We start from the raw sequence: 15,960 nt of genomic DNA on the forward strand, positions 1-15,960 counted from the left end.
GAACTTCGTTTCGCAAATAATGGTTAGAGAAATAATAGTAGTAAAATATATTTTGTCTAGTAATTCGCTTGAAATAAAGAAGTAACATACGTAAATTCGTACGATTTCGTGAACAAATGATGTAAACAATTTTCTCATAGTGTTTACTTTTGTTATGATATACATAACTTACATAAATTAAGGATAGAGAAAAGAGGTTTAATAATGAAGCGTTATCAAAAGTTAATTGGTCTTATGGTTGTATTTTGTCTCTTTGTACTTTCAGGTTGTAGCAGTTCAGGGGCAAAACTCCGTAAACCGTTAAACTGGGATTTGGAAACTTTCCAATTTACAAATCAAGAAGGAAAGCCGTTTGGTACAAAAGATTTAAAAGGGAAAGTTTGGGTAGCTGATTTCATGTTTACAAACTGTCAAACAGTTTGTCCGCCAATGACTGCTAATATGGCGAAATTACAGAAAATGGCTAAGGAAGAGAAATTAGACGTTCAGTTTGTTTCGTTTAGTGTAGACCCTGAACTTGATAAACCAGAAAATTTGAAAGCATTCATTCAAAAGTTTACAGAGGATACAAGTAACTGGAACTTGTTAACTGGTTATTCACTGGAGGATATTACAAAGTTTTCAAAAGATAACTTCCAGTCGCTTGTAGATAAACCAGAGAATGGGCAAGTAATACACGGTACATCATTTTTCTTAGTCGATCAAAATGGAAAAGTAATGAAAAAATATAGTGGCATTAGCAATACGCCATACGAAGATATTATACGTGATATGAAGCGATTAGCTGATTAAAAAGAAGGGTGCTAAGCACCCTTCTTTTATTAGTATTCAGTCTATGGATAATATGTCATGCTGTTGTGGTAATTTCGGTGCGCGAATTTCTAATACACCGTTTTGATAAGAAGCTTTCGTTGCTTTTTTATTAATTAAATATGGTAACTTAATAATTCTTGACGCTTCTGAAATGGAACGTTCTCGGCGATAATAGTTATGAGATGTTTGTTCTTCTTCCGTCTCTTCAAGTATATCTTCTTTTACAGAGACTTTTAAGTATTCGCTTTGTATTTCAATTTGAATTTGTTCTTTTTGTATACCTGGTAGTTCGGCTGTAACGACGAGTTCGTCACCAACTTCGTATAAATCTACTGGGAATGTTAATAAACGGTTTCCTTTTTGGAAAAAATGATTTAAATCAGCAATTACGCCACGAAGAGGCGTTTGTTCGAAAAAATCATCAATTTGTTTTAAATAATTACGAACTGGTGGGCGAGAAGAATCTTTTTTTTCTTCACTCATGGTATTACCTCCTAGAAATCAATTTGCAATATCATATGACAAAAGCGGAGAAAGGTGAGTGCCTAGTTTTCATGTTTTCATAAAAAAATGTTAAAAATGTGAAATGGAGTGAGTTTTTTATAGTTTTTGGTCGCCATATTCAGTTGATTATGCTAGTATAAATAGGGTTGATATAGTAGTATTGAGACAGAATGAAAACTGAAAGAGGGTAAGAAGTATGTGTGGTTTTGTAGGATGTTTATGTGAAAACCCTAGAGAGTTTTCAGAAACAGAAAAACATCAATTTGAAAATATGAACACGATGATTTTCCACCGCGGTCCAGATGACGAAGGATATTTTCGTGATGAACATGTACAATTTGGCTTCCGCCGTTTAAGTATCATTGACTTAGAGGCAGGACATCAGCCGTTAACTTATGAAAATGATCGATATGTAATTATTTTTAATGGTGAAATTTACAATTATGTAGAACTACGTGAAATGTTACTTGAAAAAGGTGCAACGTTTGCTACACAATCTGATACAGAAGTTATCATTGCATTGTATGCACATATGAAAGAAAAATGTGTAGACTACCTTCGTGGTATGTTCGCATTTATGATTTGGGATCGTGAAGAAAAGACACTTTTCGGTGCACGTGACCACTTCGGTATTAAGCCTTTATACATCGCACAACAAGGCGATACTACATTCTTCGCATCTGAGAAGAAAAGTATTATGCATGTAATGGAAGACAAAGGGGTAAACCCAAAGTCACTACAACACTACTTTACGTACCAATATGGTCCAGAGCCAGAAACATTAACAATTGATGTTAACAAAATTGAGCCTGGTCATTACTTCGTAAAAGAAATCGGTAAAGAGATGGAAATCCATCGCTACTGGAATCCTTATTTCAACGCTTCAAGCGCAACGAAAGAGGAGCATATCCAAGCAATTCGTGATGTATTATACGATTCTGTAAAAGTACATATGCGTAGTGATGTACCAGTAGGTTCTTTCTTATCTGGTGGTATCGATTCATCTATTATTGCTTCTATCGCAAGAGAAATGAATCCAAATCTATTAACATTCTCTATTGGTTTCGAACAACGCGGTTTCAGTGAAGTTGATGTTGCGAAAGAAACTGCTGAGAAATTAGGAGTTAAAAACCATAACGTATTCATTACAGCGCAAGAATTTATGGATGAGTTCCCAAAAATCATTTGGCATATGGATGATCCTTTAGCGGATCCAGCAGCTGTACCATTGTATTTCGTTGCGAAAGAAGCGCGTAAACATGTAACGGTTGTTCTTTCTGGTGAAGGTGCAGACGAGCTATTTGGTGGATATAACATTTATCGTGAGCCAAACTCGTTAAAAATGTTCTCTTACATTCCTAGCCCAGGAAAGAGTGTTCTAAAGGCATTAAGTGGTGCTCTTAAAGAAGGGTTTAAAGGAAAAAGCTTCTTAGAGCGTGGATGTACGCCAATCGAAGAGCGTTACTATGGAAATGCGAAAATCTTCCGTGAAGAAGAGAAAGCTGAATTAATGAAGTATTACGATGAAAGTGTTAACTATATGGATATCACGAAACCATTGTATAACGAAATTAAAGATTATGATGATGTAAGTAAAATGCAGTACATTGATATGTTCACATGGTTACGCGGCGATATTTTATTAAAAGCTGATAAAATGACGATGGCAAATTCATTAGAACTTCGTGTACCGTTCTTAGATAAAGAAGTATTTGACGTTGCATCTAAAATTCCGACAGAATTTAAAATTGCAAACGGAACAACGAAAGCTATATTACGTGAAGCTGCTCGTGGAATTGTTCCGGATCACGTGTTAGATCGTAAAAAGCTTGGATTCCCAGTACCAATTCGTCACTGGTTAAAAGATGAAATGCACGATTGGGCTGTAAATATTATTAAAGAAAGCAAAACTGAGCATTTAATCGAAAAACAATATGTATTAAACTTATTGGAAGCACATTGTGCAGATAAAGGCGATTATAGCCGTAAAATTTGGACTGTACTTGCGTTTATGGTATGGCATCAAATTTATGTTGAGCATAAATACGATACGAATAAGTTCCACGAAGAAACAAAGCGTGCGTATAGCTTAGTTTAATAAAAAACCTTAAGGTCGCATTCGATCTTAAGGTTTTTTTCATAAATTGCATTTATTATTGATACAATAATAGTAAAAGGATGGACAACATATGATTACGTTTGAGAAAGTAAATACAGAAAATGAAAACGCTGTAAAAGAAATGTTTCATTCACACAGCTTAGATGAGAAAAAGGTTCAGTATTGTGTAAAGGTTGATGATACATATATTGGTGTAATAGATTATAGCGTTCAAGAAGAGAGTGCTATTCTGTCACAGTTAATTATTCATTTTGATTATCAAGGTTATGGATACGGGACAAATACGTATTTTACATTTGAAGAAATGATGAAACAGAGAAATGTGAAAGAAATAAAAGTATTGCAAGAGATGTTTACGGAACAAGCTAAATCTTTCATAGAGGGATCTGGTTTTATTGAGGAAAATGGGTTATATGTAAAGAAAATATAGTGAATATTGATTAGGTGATGATATGAATATAAGGGAGGTGGACGTATGACGATAACTTCTGGTCTTGTATTAGTTGGAAGTTGTTTTATAGTAGCAGAACTATGCCAGACTTTTATTCGGAAAAGAATGTATAAGAAGAGAAGACCATATGAATTACAATATATACCCATGTTTGTAATTTTGTTTTGTATGCTATTTGTATTGCAAAACATAACGTATTTCCCACCTCTTTTGAACATCTTTTTGAAGTTTGGGTTGCTATATAGCGGCGGTGGGATATTTCTTTTATTTCTTTTATTTTGCATACGTTACATCCATTATCAATCGTATATATTCATTTTAAATTGGCTAAAGCAAAGCGATAGAAACCGCCTTACATAAGGGGGTTTTTTTATTTGTACTTGTAACGGAACTTGTACAATTAACATAAAATAGGACGAGTAGAAATGAAAGCTTATTACAATAAAGAAAGGAATGAAAAAGATATATGAAACTTGTTATAGACGCAGGGCATGGTGGATATGACTCTGGTGCTGTTGGTAATGGGTTAGTGGAAAAAGAGTTAACACTTCAAATTGCTAGACGTGTGCGAGATATTTTATCTGCAAATTACCCAATCAATATTAAAATGACACGTGATAGTGATGTGTTTATCTCTTTATCAGAACGTGCTAATATTGCTAATTCATTTGGTGCAGATTATTTTATCTCATTTCACATTAATAGTGGCGGTGGCACTGGATTTGAAAGTTATATTTACAATGCGCTATCTAATAGTAGTTCCGCATATGAAAAGCAACAAAAAATGCATGCAGCAGTCAATCCTGTATTAACAAAATACGGTCTTCGTGACCGAGGGGCCAAAAAAGCAAATTATGCGGTCCTAAGAGAGACTGCAATGGATGCAATTTTAACTGAGACTGCTTTTATTGATACAACATTTGATGCTAATTTATTGAAAAACCCACAATTTATTGAAGATTTAAGTCAAGCATATGCAAACGGAATAGCAGCTATTTTTGGAGTAGCTCCAAATCCGAATCCTCCAAATCCACAACCTCCAAATCCTCAGCCAACACCACAAACGAAGGGGATTGCTTATATCCTTGGGAAAAATGTGAATTTAAGAAGTGGTCCATCAACGTCTTCTTCGGTTATTCGTCAACTAAACTCCCCAGAATCGTATGTCGTATATCAGGAAAGTAACGGATGGTTAGACTTAGGAAATGGACAATGGGTGTATAATGATCCTTCGTACATTAATTTTGTAAAGACGAGCAATAGCGATGGAAGTGCAATTGGTGTCGCATATATACAAGGAACGAATGTGAATTTAAGAAGTGGTCCATCAACATCTTCTTCAGTTATTCGTAAATTAAATAATCCAGAGTCTTATTTAGTATATATTAATCAAAACGGTTGGTTGAACCTTGGTGGAAATCAATGGGTGTATAATGATCCATCATATATTAAATATAATCAATATTAGGAAATGAGTTTATAATGTAATATGAATGCGTATTTATGTATAACGTAGATACGCATTTTAAGAACGTTTATTATTTTCATACTTATACACTTTATTTTAAAAATAAACATTTGAATAGCGGATAGAATCTAAAATGTATATATTGAAAAAGTTTTCTGATATACATTGACAATGTATGTAATATACATTAATCTTTAATTGTTAATGATAATCGATTTCATCTAGGGAGGACATATGGTACATAGTAAAAAAATATTTATGTTCTGCATTATGATACTTATGGTAATAATCGCAGGGTGTAGCAAAGAAGAGAAAAAAGAAAATGATACATCAGCTAAAGCAAAAGATTCGTATACTGTAAAGCATGCAATGGGTGAAACGACAGTAAATGGGACACCGAAAAAAGTTGTTGTTTTAACAAATGAAGGTGCGGAGGCTTTGCTAGCTGTCGGAATAACACCAGTTGGAACTACAAAACCACGTGCTGGTGATGAATGGTATCCTCATTTAGCGAAAGATTTAAAAGATACGAAAGTTGTAGGTACTGAGCGTGATATTAATTTAGAGGCAGTTATGAAGCTTAAGCCAGATTTAATTATCGGGAATAAAATGCGTCATGAAAAAATATATGAGCAATTGAACGAAATAGCACCAACTGTATACGCTGAAACATTGCGCGGGGATTGGAAAGAAAACTTTACACTCTATACAAAAGCTGTAAATAAAGAAAAAGAAGGGCAAAAGGCTCTTGAAGATTATAAAAAACGTATTGAAGGAATGAAAGAGAAGTTAGGAGATAAATTGAATTCTAAAGTTTCTATTATTCGCTTCGTACCAGGTGACGTTCGTATTTATCAGAAAAACTCATTCTCAGGTGCTGTTTTAAATGATATTGGATTTAAGCGACCACCACTACAAGATAAAGATGAGTTTGCGATAAAAGGAATTACAAAAGAGCAAATTCCGAATATGGATGGGGACTACATATTCTACTTCACATCTGATAAAGATGCAGATAAGAATAACGAAGGAACCACGTTAGCAAAAGAATGGACAGAAGACCCACTCTTTAAGCAGCTGCAGGCTTCTAAAGACAATAAAGTATTCCAAGTGGATGAAGTAATTTGGAATACAGCAGGCGGTATTAAAGCTGCAAACTTAATGCTAGATGATATTGAAAAATATTTTTTGAAATAAATGAATGGTTGAGTGCATCACTTTAAATAGGTGATGTACTTTTTTTGTTTATTTAAATACAGAAAATTCCTTCTTTTAAGCGTGGATAAGTTGTACAATAAAACCAATCATGGAATAAAGGAGTGGAAAGGAATGAAAGCTACTCATAAAGATTGGATTTTGTTTAACGGAAGAATTGTAAATACGAAAGAAGAACAGCCGATGGTTGCTTTGGAAGAGCGAGGACTCCAATTTGGTGATGGCATATATGAAGTATTTAGGCTATACGATGGGAAGCCTCATTTATTAGACTTACATTTGGAACGCTTTTTTAAATCTATGAGGGAAATAAATATTGTTCCGCCGTTTACAAAGGAAGAGTTAGTTGAAGAACTTCATCAAATGATTGAAAGAAATCAATTTCAAGAGGATGGGAATGTGTATCTTCAAATATCACGTGGAGCCCAAGCTCGAAATCATGTGTATGAAAAAGATTTACAGCCAACATATTTTGCGAATATTGTTTCGTTTCCAAGACCTACCGCTACTATGGAACAAGGAATAAAGGTTACTGTAGAAGAGGATATACGCTGGAAGTTCTGTCATATAAAATCTTTAAACCTTCTACCTAATATCATGATTAAAAATAAAATAAACGAGCAAGGGTATCAAGAAGCGATATTAGTACGAGATGGAGTTGTAACAGAAGGGTGTCATTCGAATTTCTTTATGGTGAAAAATAATAAATTAATTACACATCCGGCCGATAATTTCATTCTACACGGCATTACTCGTCACTACGTTATTACATTAGCGAAAGCTTTACATATTGAAGTAGAAGAGCGTGAATTCTCATTGCAAGAAGTATACGAGGCTGACGAATGTTTCTTTACAGCGACACCACTTGAAATATTCCCTGTTGTTCAAATTGGTGATGAGAAGTTTGGAAGCGGCGAAAGAGGACCAATTACGAAAAAACTACAAGCTGCATATGAAGAAAGTATTAGTTTGTTTAAAGTGACAAATTAATAATGGCGGAAAAAGCTGGTATTCCCCCAGCTTTTTTTCATGATATAATTCAACCATAGGACAAGTTTTGAAAACGCTGTAAAAAGGGGATTTAATATATGAATTATGAAGATTTTAAAGAAGTAATTCACGGTAGACGAAGTGTTAGAAAATTTACAGAACAAGAAGTATCCACTAGTGATATAAAAGAAATTATTGATTGTGCTCGTTATGCACCGAGTGATACGAACTCACAAACGTGGGAGTTCTTGGTCATTATGAACAGAGAGAAAATTAAAGAAATTGAACAAATGACATGGGATGCATTACATAAACTTGCGGCAAAAGCAGCAGAAAATGGAGAAGAGAAAGCAGGGAAATTACTTACACGTTCTTTCGGTCCATATGCGACAGCTTTCTCTGAGGCGCCAGTATTAATCGTATGTTTGGCAACACCATATGAATCAAAGTTTCGTGAAAAGATATTTGATCCAATTGCCTTCGTTCCTGATTCAGTATGGGAAGAGGAAGGAATTAAGAGTAGCTGTTTAGCAGCACAAAACTTAATGTTGGCTGCACATGCGAGAGGACTGGGTACTTGTCCAATGACAGGACCTGTATTATTAGCTCAAGATGAACTGCGACAATATTTACAAATTGAGCCTCAAAAACAAATTAATATGGTAATTTCACTCGGGTTTCCGAAAGATAAGCCGAAGAAACTTTCTCGAAAAGAAGTAGATGAGATTACAACATTTATTTTCTAAATGTTATGTAGAAAAGACATTGAAATGATTAAAATTAGGTAATGAGTTATAGGATAGTTAGTCTATTATGTAGGCTGATTATCCTTTTGTATTTCCGTTTATAGCGTTGTAATGATGAGAATCAAAAAAATATATACGTTATACATCAAATCATAAAATGTTAGTTCGTAATTCGATATTCTCGGGATTTATTTTCTTCATTGTATTTACTTTATTAACATATTTACTTTCTGGAGAAGCAATTACCATGAAGGGTCTTACTATAAATGGTATAGGCGGAGTGTTTTTTTATTTAAATTATCTTTATTGATGTAGCGATTAATCTGATTATATTTTTTTGATAATCAGTATCAGCTATATAATCATTAGGTTAAACTTCTATAATGCTTTCAGAATGAAAACGTGATGTTTTTTATGGTAACCAAGTTTATTTTTATCGTTTTGGGGTAACTCGTTCTTGTTAGGTTGAGGGGTATGGGGTACCGCCACATGTCCATCAACTTAAGAATTCCGAATTACCCCAAAATAAAAAAATGAGCTTTTTTGCTACAAGTTAGCACAAAATTTCGTTCTGGGGGTATTTACTTTTCTTAGCTTGATAGCGATGTGGTGCTACCCCATTGCAAAAATGAAAAAAACTTTTAAAATGGCTTCCTCTGTATTTATGACTCTATTACTTCTGCTAAGCTTTACAACAGGAGCTTTTGCTGATAGAACCTTATTATTAATGATTTACCTAAGGTGCCATACTGTTATGGCGTAGGAGCATATGAGGGCGTTGTGGCACATAGTACTGCGACTCCTGAAGCTCTGGTCATTAATATTCAAAAATATGAAACTCGTACATAGCGAAGCACATTCGTTCACTTTGCAGTGGATTGGAATGGGACGATTCAGATTGAGGATGCAAAGTATATTGCTTACGGGCGGTGGCACTACTGCTAATAAACGATTTGTTCATGTTGAATTATGTGAAACTGCAGATTACACAAAATTCAAACACAGCTATGATAAATATGTTGCTGGTTCTGTAGATGCAGGATTAGGATTTATAATTGATGCGAAGATAAGTGTAAATGATTCGTATCAATATAAAGTGCATAATAGTCATGGGCAAGTTTTCTATATTACGGCTATTGATACGTATGTGAATGTGCGTTAATTTAACGAAAAGGGCCACCTATTATAGGCGGCCTTTTTCGTGCTGTATGTAACATCATTTAATTGTTATATTTTTCGGTTTTCAATTTTGTGTGTTCATTTAACCAAATATCTATTAGATTTCTTAATGTAATAGTTTCTATTTCAAGAGGGATTTCGATTTCATCCTCATCATACTTATTAAATATAACAGTTTTATCTCTTCGAACATCTGCCCCAAAAATATTCGCACTTATTTTTTCATAATCACTTTTTTCATTTAAAACTTTATCTACAGTTTCTGCTATCCAATCACTGAATTCAGATACCTCTACATTTAAAAAAGCTTCTAAAATATCGAATTCCTTTGGCAGTCTAATAACTAAACTTCCTGTACTAAGTAACTCAAATTTGTAATCCATATTATTTTCTCCCTTAAAAATTAAGTTATCGACCTTGTCTTGGAAATGCAGAAATAATTTTACCATTACCATCTAAAAACAAACGAATGGGTAGGCCGTCTATCCCTACTCCATCATAGATATTAGTATTACCACCCATGTGAATTTTATTGCTGTTCATCCCTACTAAGTTATTATCATTTATTGCAACAAAGGTGTAATAATTTGGATTGGATTCGATACGTTTCATTCTTACTTTCATTTCATCTAATGAACTAGGGTAACCTAAATCTGGCATTAAATCTGTAAATTGTTTGATGTCATCAGAATTATATTTTCTTATCTTCACTAAGGATCCCCCACATTTTTTTCTCCGATTATATCACATTTAATATTTACAATATTTATCTTAACGTACAGAATCCGCGTTATGTTGGTGCTATCCCAATAAAAAAGGTGTGGACATATTGTACATGTCTAATATGTCCACACCTTTGGTTTTATTGTCTTTGAGGTACATTACCTAAATATAATTTAAACGATGTCTTTTTATTTTGAATGGATATTTTTTTAGTGAATTGGGCTAAAATGATGAATAGAGTGGAATTACTATTTATTTCTTTAAAAAAATTAATGTTCTTAAAATGAAAGTATGGTACAGTAATCGTGAGCAAGCTAATATTTGTTCATGAAAGTGTTAAAAACTAGTTTTAAAATCAAGAAGTTATTTTTGTATAATAAATTATAATGAAATAACAGGGGGAATGAATTTTGAAGAAATTCATAATCGCTGGATTGTCTGTATTGTTATTAGTAGGCTGTGGTACTCCAAAGGAAAAAGAGGATGCACAGTCAAACCAGGAAGAACAAGTTGTAAATGCAAGTGATGAGAATATGGTCGTATTTCCTGAAGGAGCAGTGCCAATCGGAGAAGGGAAAGTAAAAGTAACTACTCCAGATGGTACTTCTGAAAATGGCAATATACCAACTGTATTCATAAAAAAGGATACTTTAATTCAGCAAGTCGAATTAGAACTTTCCAATTTTCAAAACGATAAAGAAACATTTGTATTTGTAGATCAAATATTTGCAGATAAACATCAAGTAACTAGTACAACACAGACAACAGTACAATTAAAAGAAAAGACGCTTGAGACAGGTAGTCATACGATTACCGCAGCTCAGTTTGAAAACAATGACCCAAAAGGAAAAGTCATTAGCTTGAATCAAGCGACGTTTGAAACGAAGCCTGCGTCTTAATATGGAAAAAGTACATTACTCAAAAGTAGTGTACTTTTTAGTTTGGATTGAATTATGTCATTGAGAATAATTTGTGTCACTTTTTAGTACGAATGAATAGGAAGAAATTATTCTTTACTATCATGTAAGAGAAAGGGATTGAAAGTTTGAAACGAGTTATTCGTATTTTCTTATTTATTATAATGTTTTCGGTCATTTGGTTTACTTTACAAGAGGCGGTTGAAGTTACGCTCAATTATCACATTCATGACTTGTTAATTGGAGCTGTATGTTTTGTCATTGTGTATCGGTTTTATCAAGCCTTAACGGACAATAAGAACCCCACCTGAAAATTCGGCACATGCGAGGAAGTTAGGTGGGAGATCAACTTGCCCGTAAAAGCCCGATTGGTGAAGGCTAATACCCCCTATGATTAAAGTTACGCTTTATGATAAACTCGGATTAAGGTAAGTATTGAGTTGGAAATGTAGGGATTTCATTTGAAATGTCGAATAGTACATACGATGTCGTAATAACAAATTTTCTATTGTTTACTGTGAAACAGAAGAAGGAGAGATTGTAGTTATGAAAAGAGCTCTTATAAACATTGATTATACATATGATTTTGTAGCTGAAAAAGGTGCTTTAACATGCGGGAAACCAGGTCAAGAAATTGAGAAGGAACTTGTAAGTGTAACGAAACAATTTATTGAACAAGGTGATTACGTAGTATTTGCGATCGATAAACATGAAGACAATGATGTATATCATCCAGAAGCGAAATTGTTTCCACCTCATAATATAGCAGGTACAAATGGAAGAGACTTATTTGGTGAATTACAAGATGTATGCGAGAAATATAAAAATGCAGAGAATGTATACTATATGGACAAAACACGTTACAGTGCTTTTGCAGGAACGGATCTAGAAATGAAGCTAAGAGAAAGAGGAATAGAGGAAGTGCATCTTGTAGGTGTATGTACAGATATTTGCGTCCTTCATACAGCAGTAGATGCTTATAACAAAGGGTTTCAAATTGTCGTTTATGAAAAAGCAGTAGCATCTTTTAATGCGCAAGGGCATGAGTATGCACTTGGACATTTTAAATCTTGTTTACATGCAGAAGTGAAGTAAAAAGAGGCCTTTAAAAAGGCCTCTTTTACGTTTAAATTGAGACGACATTTTGCTCAATTAGTTTTTTTATGAACGGGCTAATGTTTTCTGGTAGCCCATTTAAATCAAAAAATTGTACATGTAATGATTCAACTCCATCAGCTTTTAGCAAGCCACCTTTAATGTCTTTGCAAAGGTAAGCGATTGTTATAGGATAAAATTCATGTCCGTTCGCTAATTTCACAAAAAACTCTTTACCTGAAAATACACTTACTAACTGAAGTGTACCAATTTCAATGCCTGTTTCTTCAAGAACTTCCCGTCTTCCAGCTTCTTCGGTGGATTCACCAAGCTCCACAAATCCTCCAGGAACACCCCACATGCCATTTCGTCTTTGTTGTAGTAATATTTGTCCTTGGTCATTTAAAACAGCTACAGCAACTCCTGTTAAATTGAGTGGTCTTGATCCAACAATTTCTCTTAGTTCCTCTATATATCCCATTAATTGTAACCTCCGTGAAAAAAGTATCAAATGAATTATTCGGTGTTATGTGAATGTATTCCTTTGAACGAGGTGAGTATTACAAAGTTGTTTATAAAAATTTCTATTGTAATCTCCCTTTATATTATTAAAAAGGGTATATTTATAGTAAATAGAAAAGGGCATCAGAAGTTGAAAGATTGATTAAAGGGTTATATTGTTGAAGATGAACAATGAATACAAATACATAGTTAAGAAAGTACGATTTAAGATCAGGATAAAAGATGTTTCGAAAACAAGTGTTGAGATGATAAATACGTATTTACAATAAAGTAGCTCTGTATGAAATTTTCATTAGAAAGGAAGTGGATGGATGAGTTTATTAACGTATACTGAAGAGTTTTTTAATTATGTAAGGGAATTTTTACTTTTAAGGTTTTTACTATTTGCTTTAGTTCTTATCATTATTTCTTTTGTTATAAATCGCATTATTGATTGGTTTTTTAGAAAATCAAGCTTTTTTGATGAAGAGGTAGAGCAGACAATTCAAAGTGTAATTCGATCTATTTTTAGGTATATCATTATCATCAGTCTTATCATATATTTAATTAGTCAATTTGTAGATATAAAAAGTATTATTGCAGGTGCAGGGATAGCGGGAGTTGTCATCGGTTTTGCTGCACAACAGATGCTAAAAGATGTAATATTAGGCTTTGCAAGATTAGCGGACAAAGAGTTTCGTGTTGGCGATTTTGTTACTTTTAACGGAACAAATTCAGGAACTATTGAGGAAATTAGTATTCGTTTTATGCAAATTCGTGAATGGTCAGGGAAACTCCTTACCATACCACACGGAGAGATTAGAACGATACAAAATTTTAATAAAGGATGGATGCGAGTTATTGAACGCATCACGGTAAGTTATCAGGAAGATCCTACAAGAGTTAAGGAATTGTTAGAAGAAGTATGTGTTATTTGTAATGAAAAATTGGATCAAAGTTTTTATAGAGTAGATGATGAAGCGGTTGAACCATTTAAATATGTTGGAGTTACAGACTTAAATCCTAATCTTAAATATGTTGGATATGAATTTTGTATTACAGGTTTGATTAAGCCAGAAGATTATTTTGAAACTTCTAGACAAGTAAGATTTGAATTAATGTCTATGTTCCATAAAAATCAAGTGCAAATGCCAGCAGCGAATATGTTCGTTAACACTGAAAGTTTACAGAATATCCATGTGGGACAATCTTTATCAGACAGTTAATGAAAATTAGCTAATTTCTGTTTTGGTTTAGAATTTAGATTTGTGAATCAGTAGATTTGAATGAACTGTATGGGATATCTCCGAAAAAAGAGCTGAAGAAATTCGGTTCTTTTTTGTTTGTAGTATTTTGAAATTTCTTAATGTTATAATGGTAGTTGGTGATGAGAATGAACATAGATGAAAAAGAGATGCATCGTTTAGAGGCATTAAAAGAAATTGCTGAGTTACTAAATGAAGCAACAAACTTACAGGAAATGTTAGGAAAAGTGTTACATACATTATTACAAGTTATGAATTTACAAACAGGGTGGATATTCTTTATTGATGAAAGTGGAAAGCATCGTATGCTTGTAGACCAAAACTTACCCCCAGCTCTTACGTGGCAGGAAAAGAAGCCGATGTGTGAAGGCGATTGTTGGTGTGTAGAACGTTTTGTGAATGGAAGATTGGAAAAAGCGACAAATATTATTGAATGTAAACGAATAGAGGATGCGATTGAATGTAATTGGGGCGAGACAGAAGATGTTACACATCATGCGACAATCCCGCTAAGATCTGGATCAGAGAAATTTGGTCTATTAAATGTAGCTTCGCCTCATAAAACACATTTTTCTGAGGAGGAGTTAGCGTTATTAGAAGCGATTGCATTTCAAATTGGAACGACAATACAACGTATTCAATTAGTTGAGAAAGAACGAAAATATGTAGTTGTAGCTGAAAGAAATCGATTGGCTCGTGATTTACATGATTCTGTTAAACAATTGTTATTTTCAATTATGCTAACAGCGAAAGGGACTCTAAATATGACGAAGGATAGAGACTTGCAAGAGATGTTAAGTTATATTGGAGAATTATCACAGGAAGCATTACAAGAGATGACACTTTTGATTTGGCAATTAAGGCCTGAAGGATTAGAGAAAGGTTTAGCAGAAGCGATTCAAAATTACGGAAAACTGTTAGGGATTCAAGTGGAAGTTCGAATTGATGGAATGGTTTTAATTGAAGATGAAATAGAAGAAGTTTTATGGCGTATAAGCCAAGAGGCATTACATAATTGTAAAAAACATGCCTCATGTGAAAAAGTATGTGTTCATTTAAGGATAGAAAATAATAAGTTGCATTTTTACATAGAAGATAACGGAATAGGATTTATACAGGATCAAGTAAGAGAGTCAGCACTTGGTTTGAAAAGTATGAAAGAACGAATTGAATTAATGAGGGGAATTTTTCGAATAAAAGCAGAACCGGAAAAGGGGACAAAGATAGAAATTCAATTACCGGTTTGAGAGGGAGAACGTCAGTGAAAATTAAATTATTACTTGTAGAAGATCATCATATCGTTCGAAGGGGACTCGTATTCTTTTTGAAGACGAGAGAAGAATTTGAAATTATTGGGGAAGCAGCAAATGGTGAAGAAGCATTAACATTCGTCCAAACAGAAAGGCCAGATGTAGTATTAATGGATTTATCAATGCCGAAAATGGATGGTATTGAAGCGACAAAACGTATAAAACAATACGATGAGACAATAAAAATTCTTATGCTCAGTAGTTTTTCAGAACAAGATTACGTTTTACCAGCATTAGAAGCTGGGGCAGATGGTTATCAATTAAAAGAAGTGCAGCCAGATCAACTCGTTGCGTCAATCGTTGCGGTATATCAAGGAAACGCAAATTTTCACCCGAAAGTAACACCAGCACTATTAGGACGATCAGCAGTCAAGAAAGAAAAAGAGAATCCTTTTTCTATGTTAACAAAAAGGGAGCAAGAAGTACTTCGTGAAATTGCGAAAGGAAGAAGCAATAAGGAGATTGCAGCAGAACTTCATATTACAGAACAAACTGTGAAAACACACGTTTCTAACGTATTGGCTAAATTGGAAGTAGATGATCGTACACAAGCTGCCTTATACGCAGTAAAGCATGGGGAAAACTAGAAATAAGTATGAATAATTGTGTCATATGCTACGGAAGAATACATATGAGAAATTAAAATGTATAGAGATGCCGAATA

16 protein-coding genes and 3 pseudogenes are annotated in these 15,960 nt (G+C 33.8%); 15 read left to right on the forward strand and 4 right to left on the reverse strand.

The window, feature by feature from the left end:
- Positions 1-204 precede the first annotated feature (204 nt).
- A complete protein-coding gene (locus MKY90_RS11180) occupies positions 205-792 on the forward strand; it encodes an SCO family protein (protein WP_063219615.1) in 588 nt (195 codons plus the stop codon).
- A 36-nt stretch (positions 793-828) separates the two neighbouring features.
- Here the strand turns inward: MKY90_RS11180 and MKY90_RS11185 are convergent, their stop codons facing one another.
- Entirely contained in the window at positions 829-1,296 is a 468-nt protein-coding gene (locus tag MKY90_RS11185; RefSeq protein WP_002012708.1) for an Hsp20/alpha crystallin family protein, read from the reverse strand.
- Positions 1,297-1,513: 217 nt separating this feature from the next.
- On the opposite strand from MKY90_RS11185, the gene asnB reads away from it, so the two are divergent.
- The 9 genes and pseudogenes from asnB to MKY90_RS30405 all read left to right on the forward strand — a co-directional run.
- Complete coding sequence (gene asnB, locus MKY90_RS11190; RefSeq protein WP_002012706.1) at positions 1,514-3,415, forward strand: asparagine synthase (glutamine-hydrolyzing); 1,902 nt, start codon at positions 1,514-1,516, stop codon at positions 3,413-3,415.
- Positions 3,416-3,506: 91 nt separating this feature from the next.
- Positions 3,507-3,866, forward strand: a complete 360-nt coding sequence (locus tag MKY90_RS11195; protein ID WP_063219614.1) for a GNAT family N-acetyltransferase — start codon at positions 3,507-3,509, stop codon at positions 3,864-3,866.
- Positions 3,867-3,911: 45 nt separating this feature from the next.
- The gene (locus MKY90_RS11200) at positions 3,912-4,247 is read left to right on the forward strand and encodes a hypothetical protein (protein ID WP_341091358.1); all 336 of its coding nucleotides are present in this window, start codon (positions 3,912-3,914) and stop codon (positions 4,245-4,247) included.
- Positions 4,248-4,353: 106 nt separating this feature from the next.
- A complete protein-coding gene (locus tag MKY90_RS11205) occupies positions 4,354-5,355 on the forward strand; it encodes an N-acetylmuramoyl-L-alanine amidase (protein ID WP_002031713.1) in 1,002 nt (333 codons plus the stop codon).
- A gap of 234 nt (positions 5,356-5,589) precedes the next feature.
- Positions 5,590-6,552: an ABC transporter substrate-binding protein gene (locus MKY90_RS11210; RefSeq protein WP_098167768.1), complete on the forward strand. Its 963-nt coding sequence runs from the start codon at positions 5,590-5,592 to the stop codon at positions 6,550-6,552.
- A gap of 132 nt (positions 6,553-6,684) precedes the next feature.
- On the forward strand, positions 6,685-7,560 hold the full coding sequence (gene dat / locus MKY90_RS11215; RefSeq protein ID WP_002119018.1) for a D-amino-acid transaminase: 876 nt from the start codon (positions 6,685-6,687) through the stop codon (positions 7,558-7,560).
- A 98-nt stretch (positions 7,561-7,658) separates the two neighbouring features.
- The gene (locus MKY90_RS11220; protein WP_002012699.1) at positions 7,659-8,306 is read left to right on the forward strand and encodes a nitroreductase family protein; all 648 of its coding nucleotides are present in this window, start codon (positions 7,659-7,661) and stop codon (positions 8,304-8,306) included.
- A 628-nt stretch (positions 8,307-8,934) separates the two neighbouring features.
- Positions 8,935-9,327, forward strand: a pseudogene (locus MKY90_RS11225) (N-acetylmuramoyl-L-alanine amidase); the annotation flags it as partial.
- Positions 9,316-9,468: pseudogene (locus MKY90_RS30405) on the forward strand (N-acetylmuramoyl-L-alanine amidase); the annotation flags it as partial. The pseudogenes MKY90_RS11225 and MKY90_RS30405, both read left to right, overlap by 12 nt.
- A 58-nt stretch (positions 9,469-9,526) precedes the next feature.
- Here the strand turns inward: MKY90_RS30405 and MKY90_RS11230 are convergent.
- Complete coding sequence (locus MKY90_RS11230; protein WP_215598772.1) at positions 9,527-9,868, reverse strand: hypothetical protein; 342 nt, start codon at positions 9,866-9,868, stop codon at positions 9,527-9,529.
- A gap of 139 nt (positions 9,869-10,007) precedes the next feature.
- Positions 10,008-10,145 (reverse strand): annotated as a pseudogene (locus MKY90_RS11235) (GNAT family N-acetyltransferase); the annotation flags it as partial.
- A 473-nt stretch (positions 10,146-10,618) separates the two neighbouring features.
- Here MKY90_RS11235 and MKY90_RS11240 point away from each other — a divergent pair.
- Together MKY90_RS11240 and MKY90_RS11250 are read left to right on the forward strand one after the other, a co-directional pair.
- Entirely contained in the window at positions 10,619-11,107 is a 489-nt protein-coding gene (locus MKY90_RS11240; protein ID WP_002065200.1) for a hypothetical protein, read from the forward strand.
- Between the two features lie 564 nt (positions 11,108-11,671).
- Positions 11,672-12,220: a cysteine hydrolase family protein gene (locus MKY90_RS11250; RefSeq protein ID WP_341091363.1), complete on the forward strand. Its 549-nt coding sequence runs from the start codon at positions 11,672-11,674 to the stop codon at positions 12,218-12,220.
- Between the two features lie 31 nt (positions 12,221-12,251).
- Here MKY90_RS11250 and MKY90_RS11255 read toward each other — a convergent pair whose 3' ends face one another.
- Complete coding sequence (locus MKY90_RS11255) at positions 12,252-12,701, reverse strand: NUDIX hydrolase (RefSeq protein ID WP_098167764.1); 450 nt, start codon at positions 12,699-12,701, stop codon at positions 12,252-12,254.
- Positions 12,702-13,053: 352 nt separating this feature from the next.
- On the opposite strand from MKY90_RS11255, the gene MKY90_RS11260 reads away from it, so the two are divergent.
- From MKY90_RS11260 to MKY90_RS11270, 3 genes are all read left to right on the forward strand, one after another.
- Positions 13,054-13,947 (forward strand): mechanosensitive ion channel family protein, encoded by an 894-nt coding sequence (locus MKY90_RS11260; RefSeq protein ID WP_098167763.1) that lies wholly within the window; start codon positions 13,054-13,056, stop codon positions 13,945-13,947.
- A gap of 188 nt (positions 13,948-14,135) precedes the next feature.
- On the forward strand, positions 14,136-15,233 hold the full coding sequence (locus MKY90_RS11265) for a GAF domain-containing sensor histidine kinase (protein ID WP_220089392.1): 1,098 nt from the start codon (positions 14,136-14,138) through the stop codon (positions 15,231-15,233).
- Positions 15,234-15,247: 14 nt separating this feature from the next.
- Complete coding sequence (locus MKY90_RS11270; RefSeq protein ID WP_002031722.1) at positions 15,248-15,883, forward strand: response regulator; 636 nt, start codon at positions 15,248-15,250, stop codon at positions 15,881-15,883.
- Positions 15,884-15,960: the final 77 nt, after the last annotated feature.

Origin of the sequence: Bacillus sp. FSL P2-0099 (assembly GCF_038007445.1) — a bacterium.
In the GTDB taxonomy this organism is placed as follows: Bacteria; Bacillota; Bacilli; order Bacillales; family Bacillaceae_G; genus Bacillus_A; species Bacillus_A mycoides.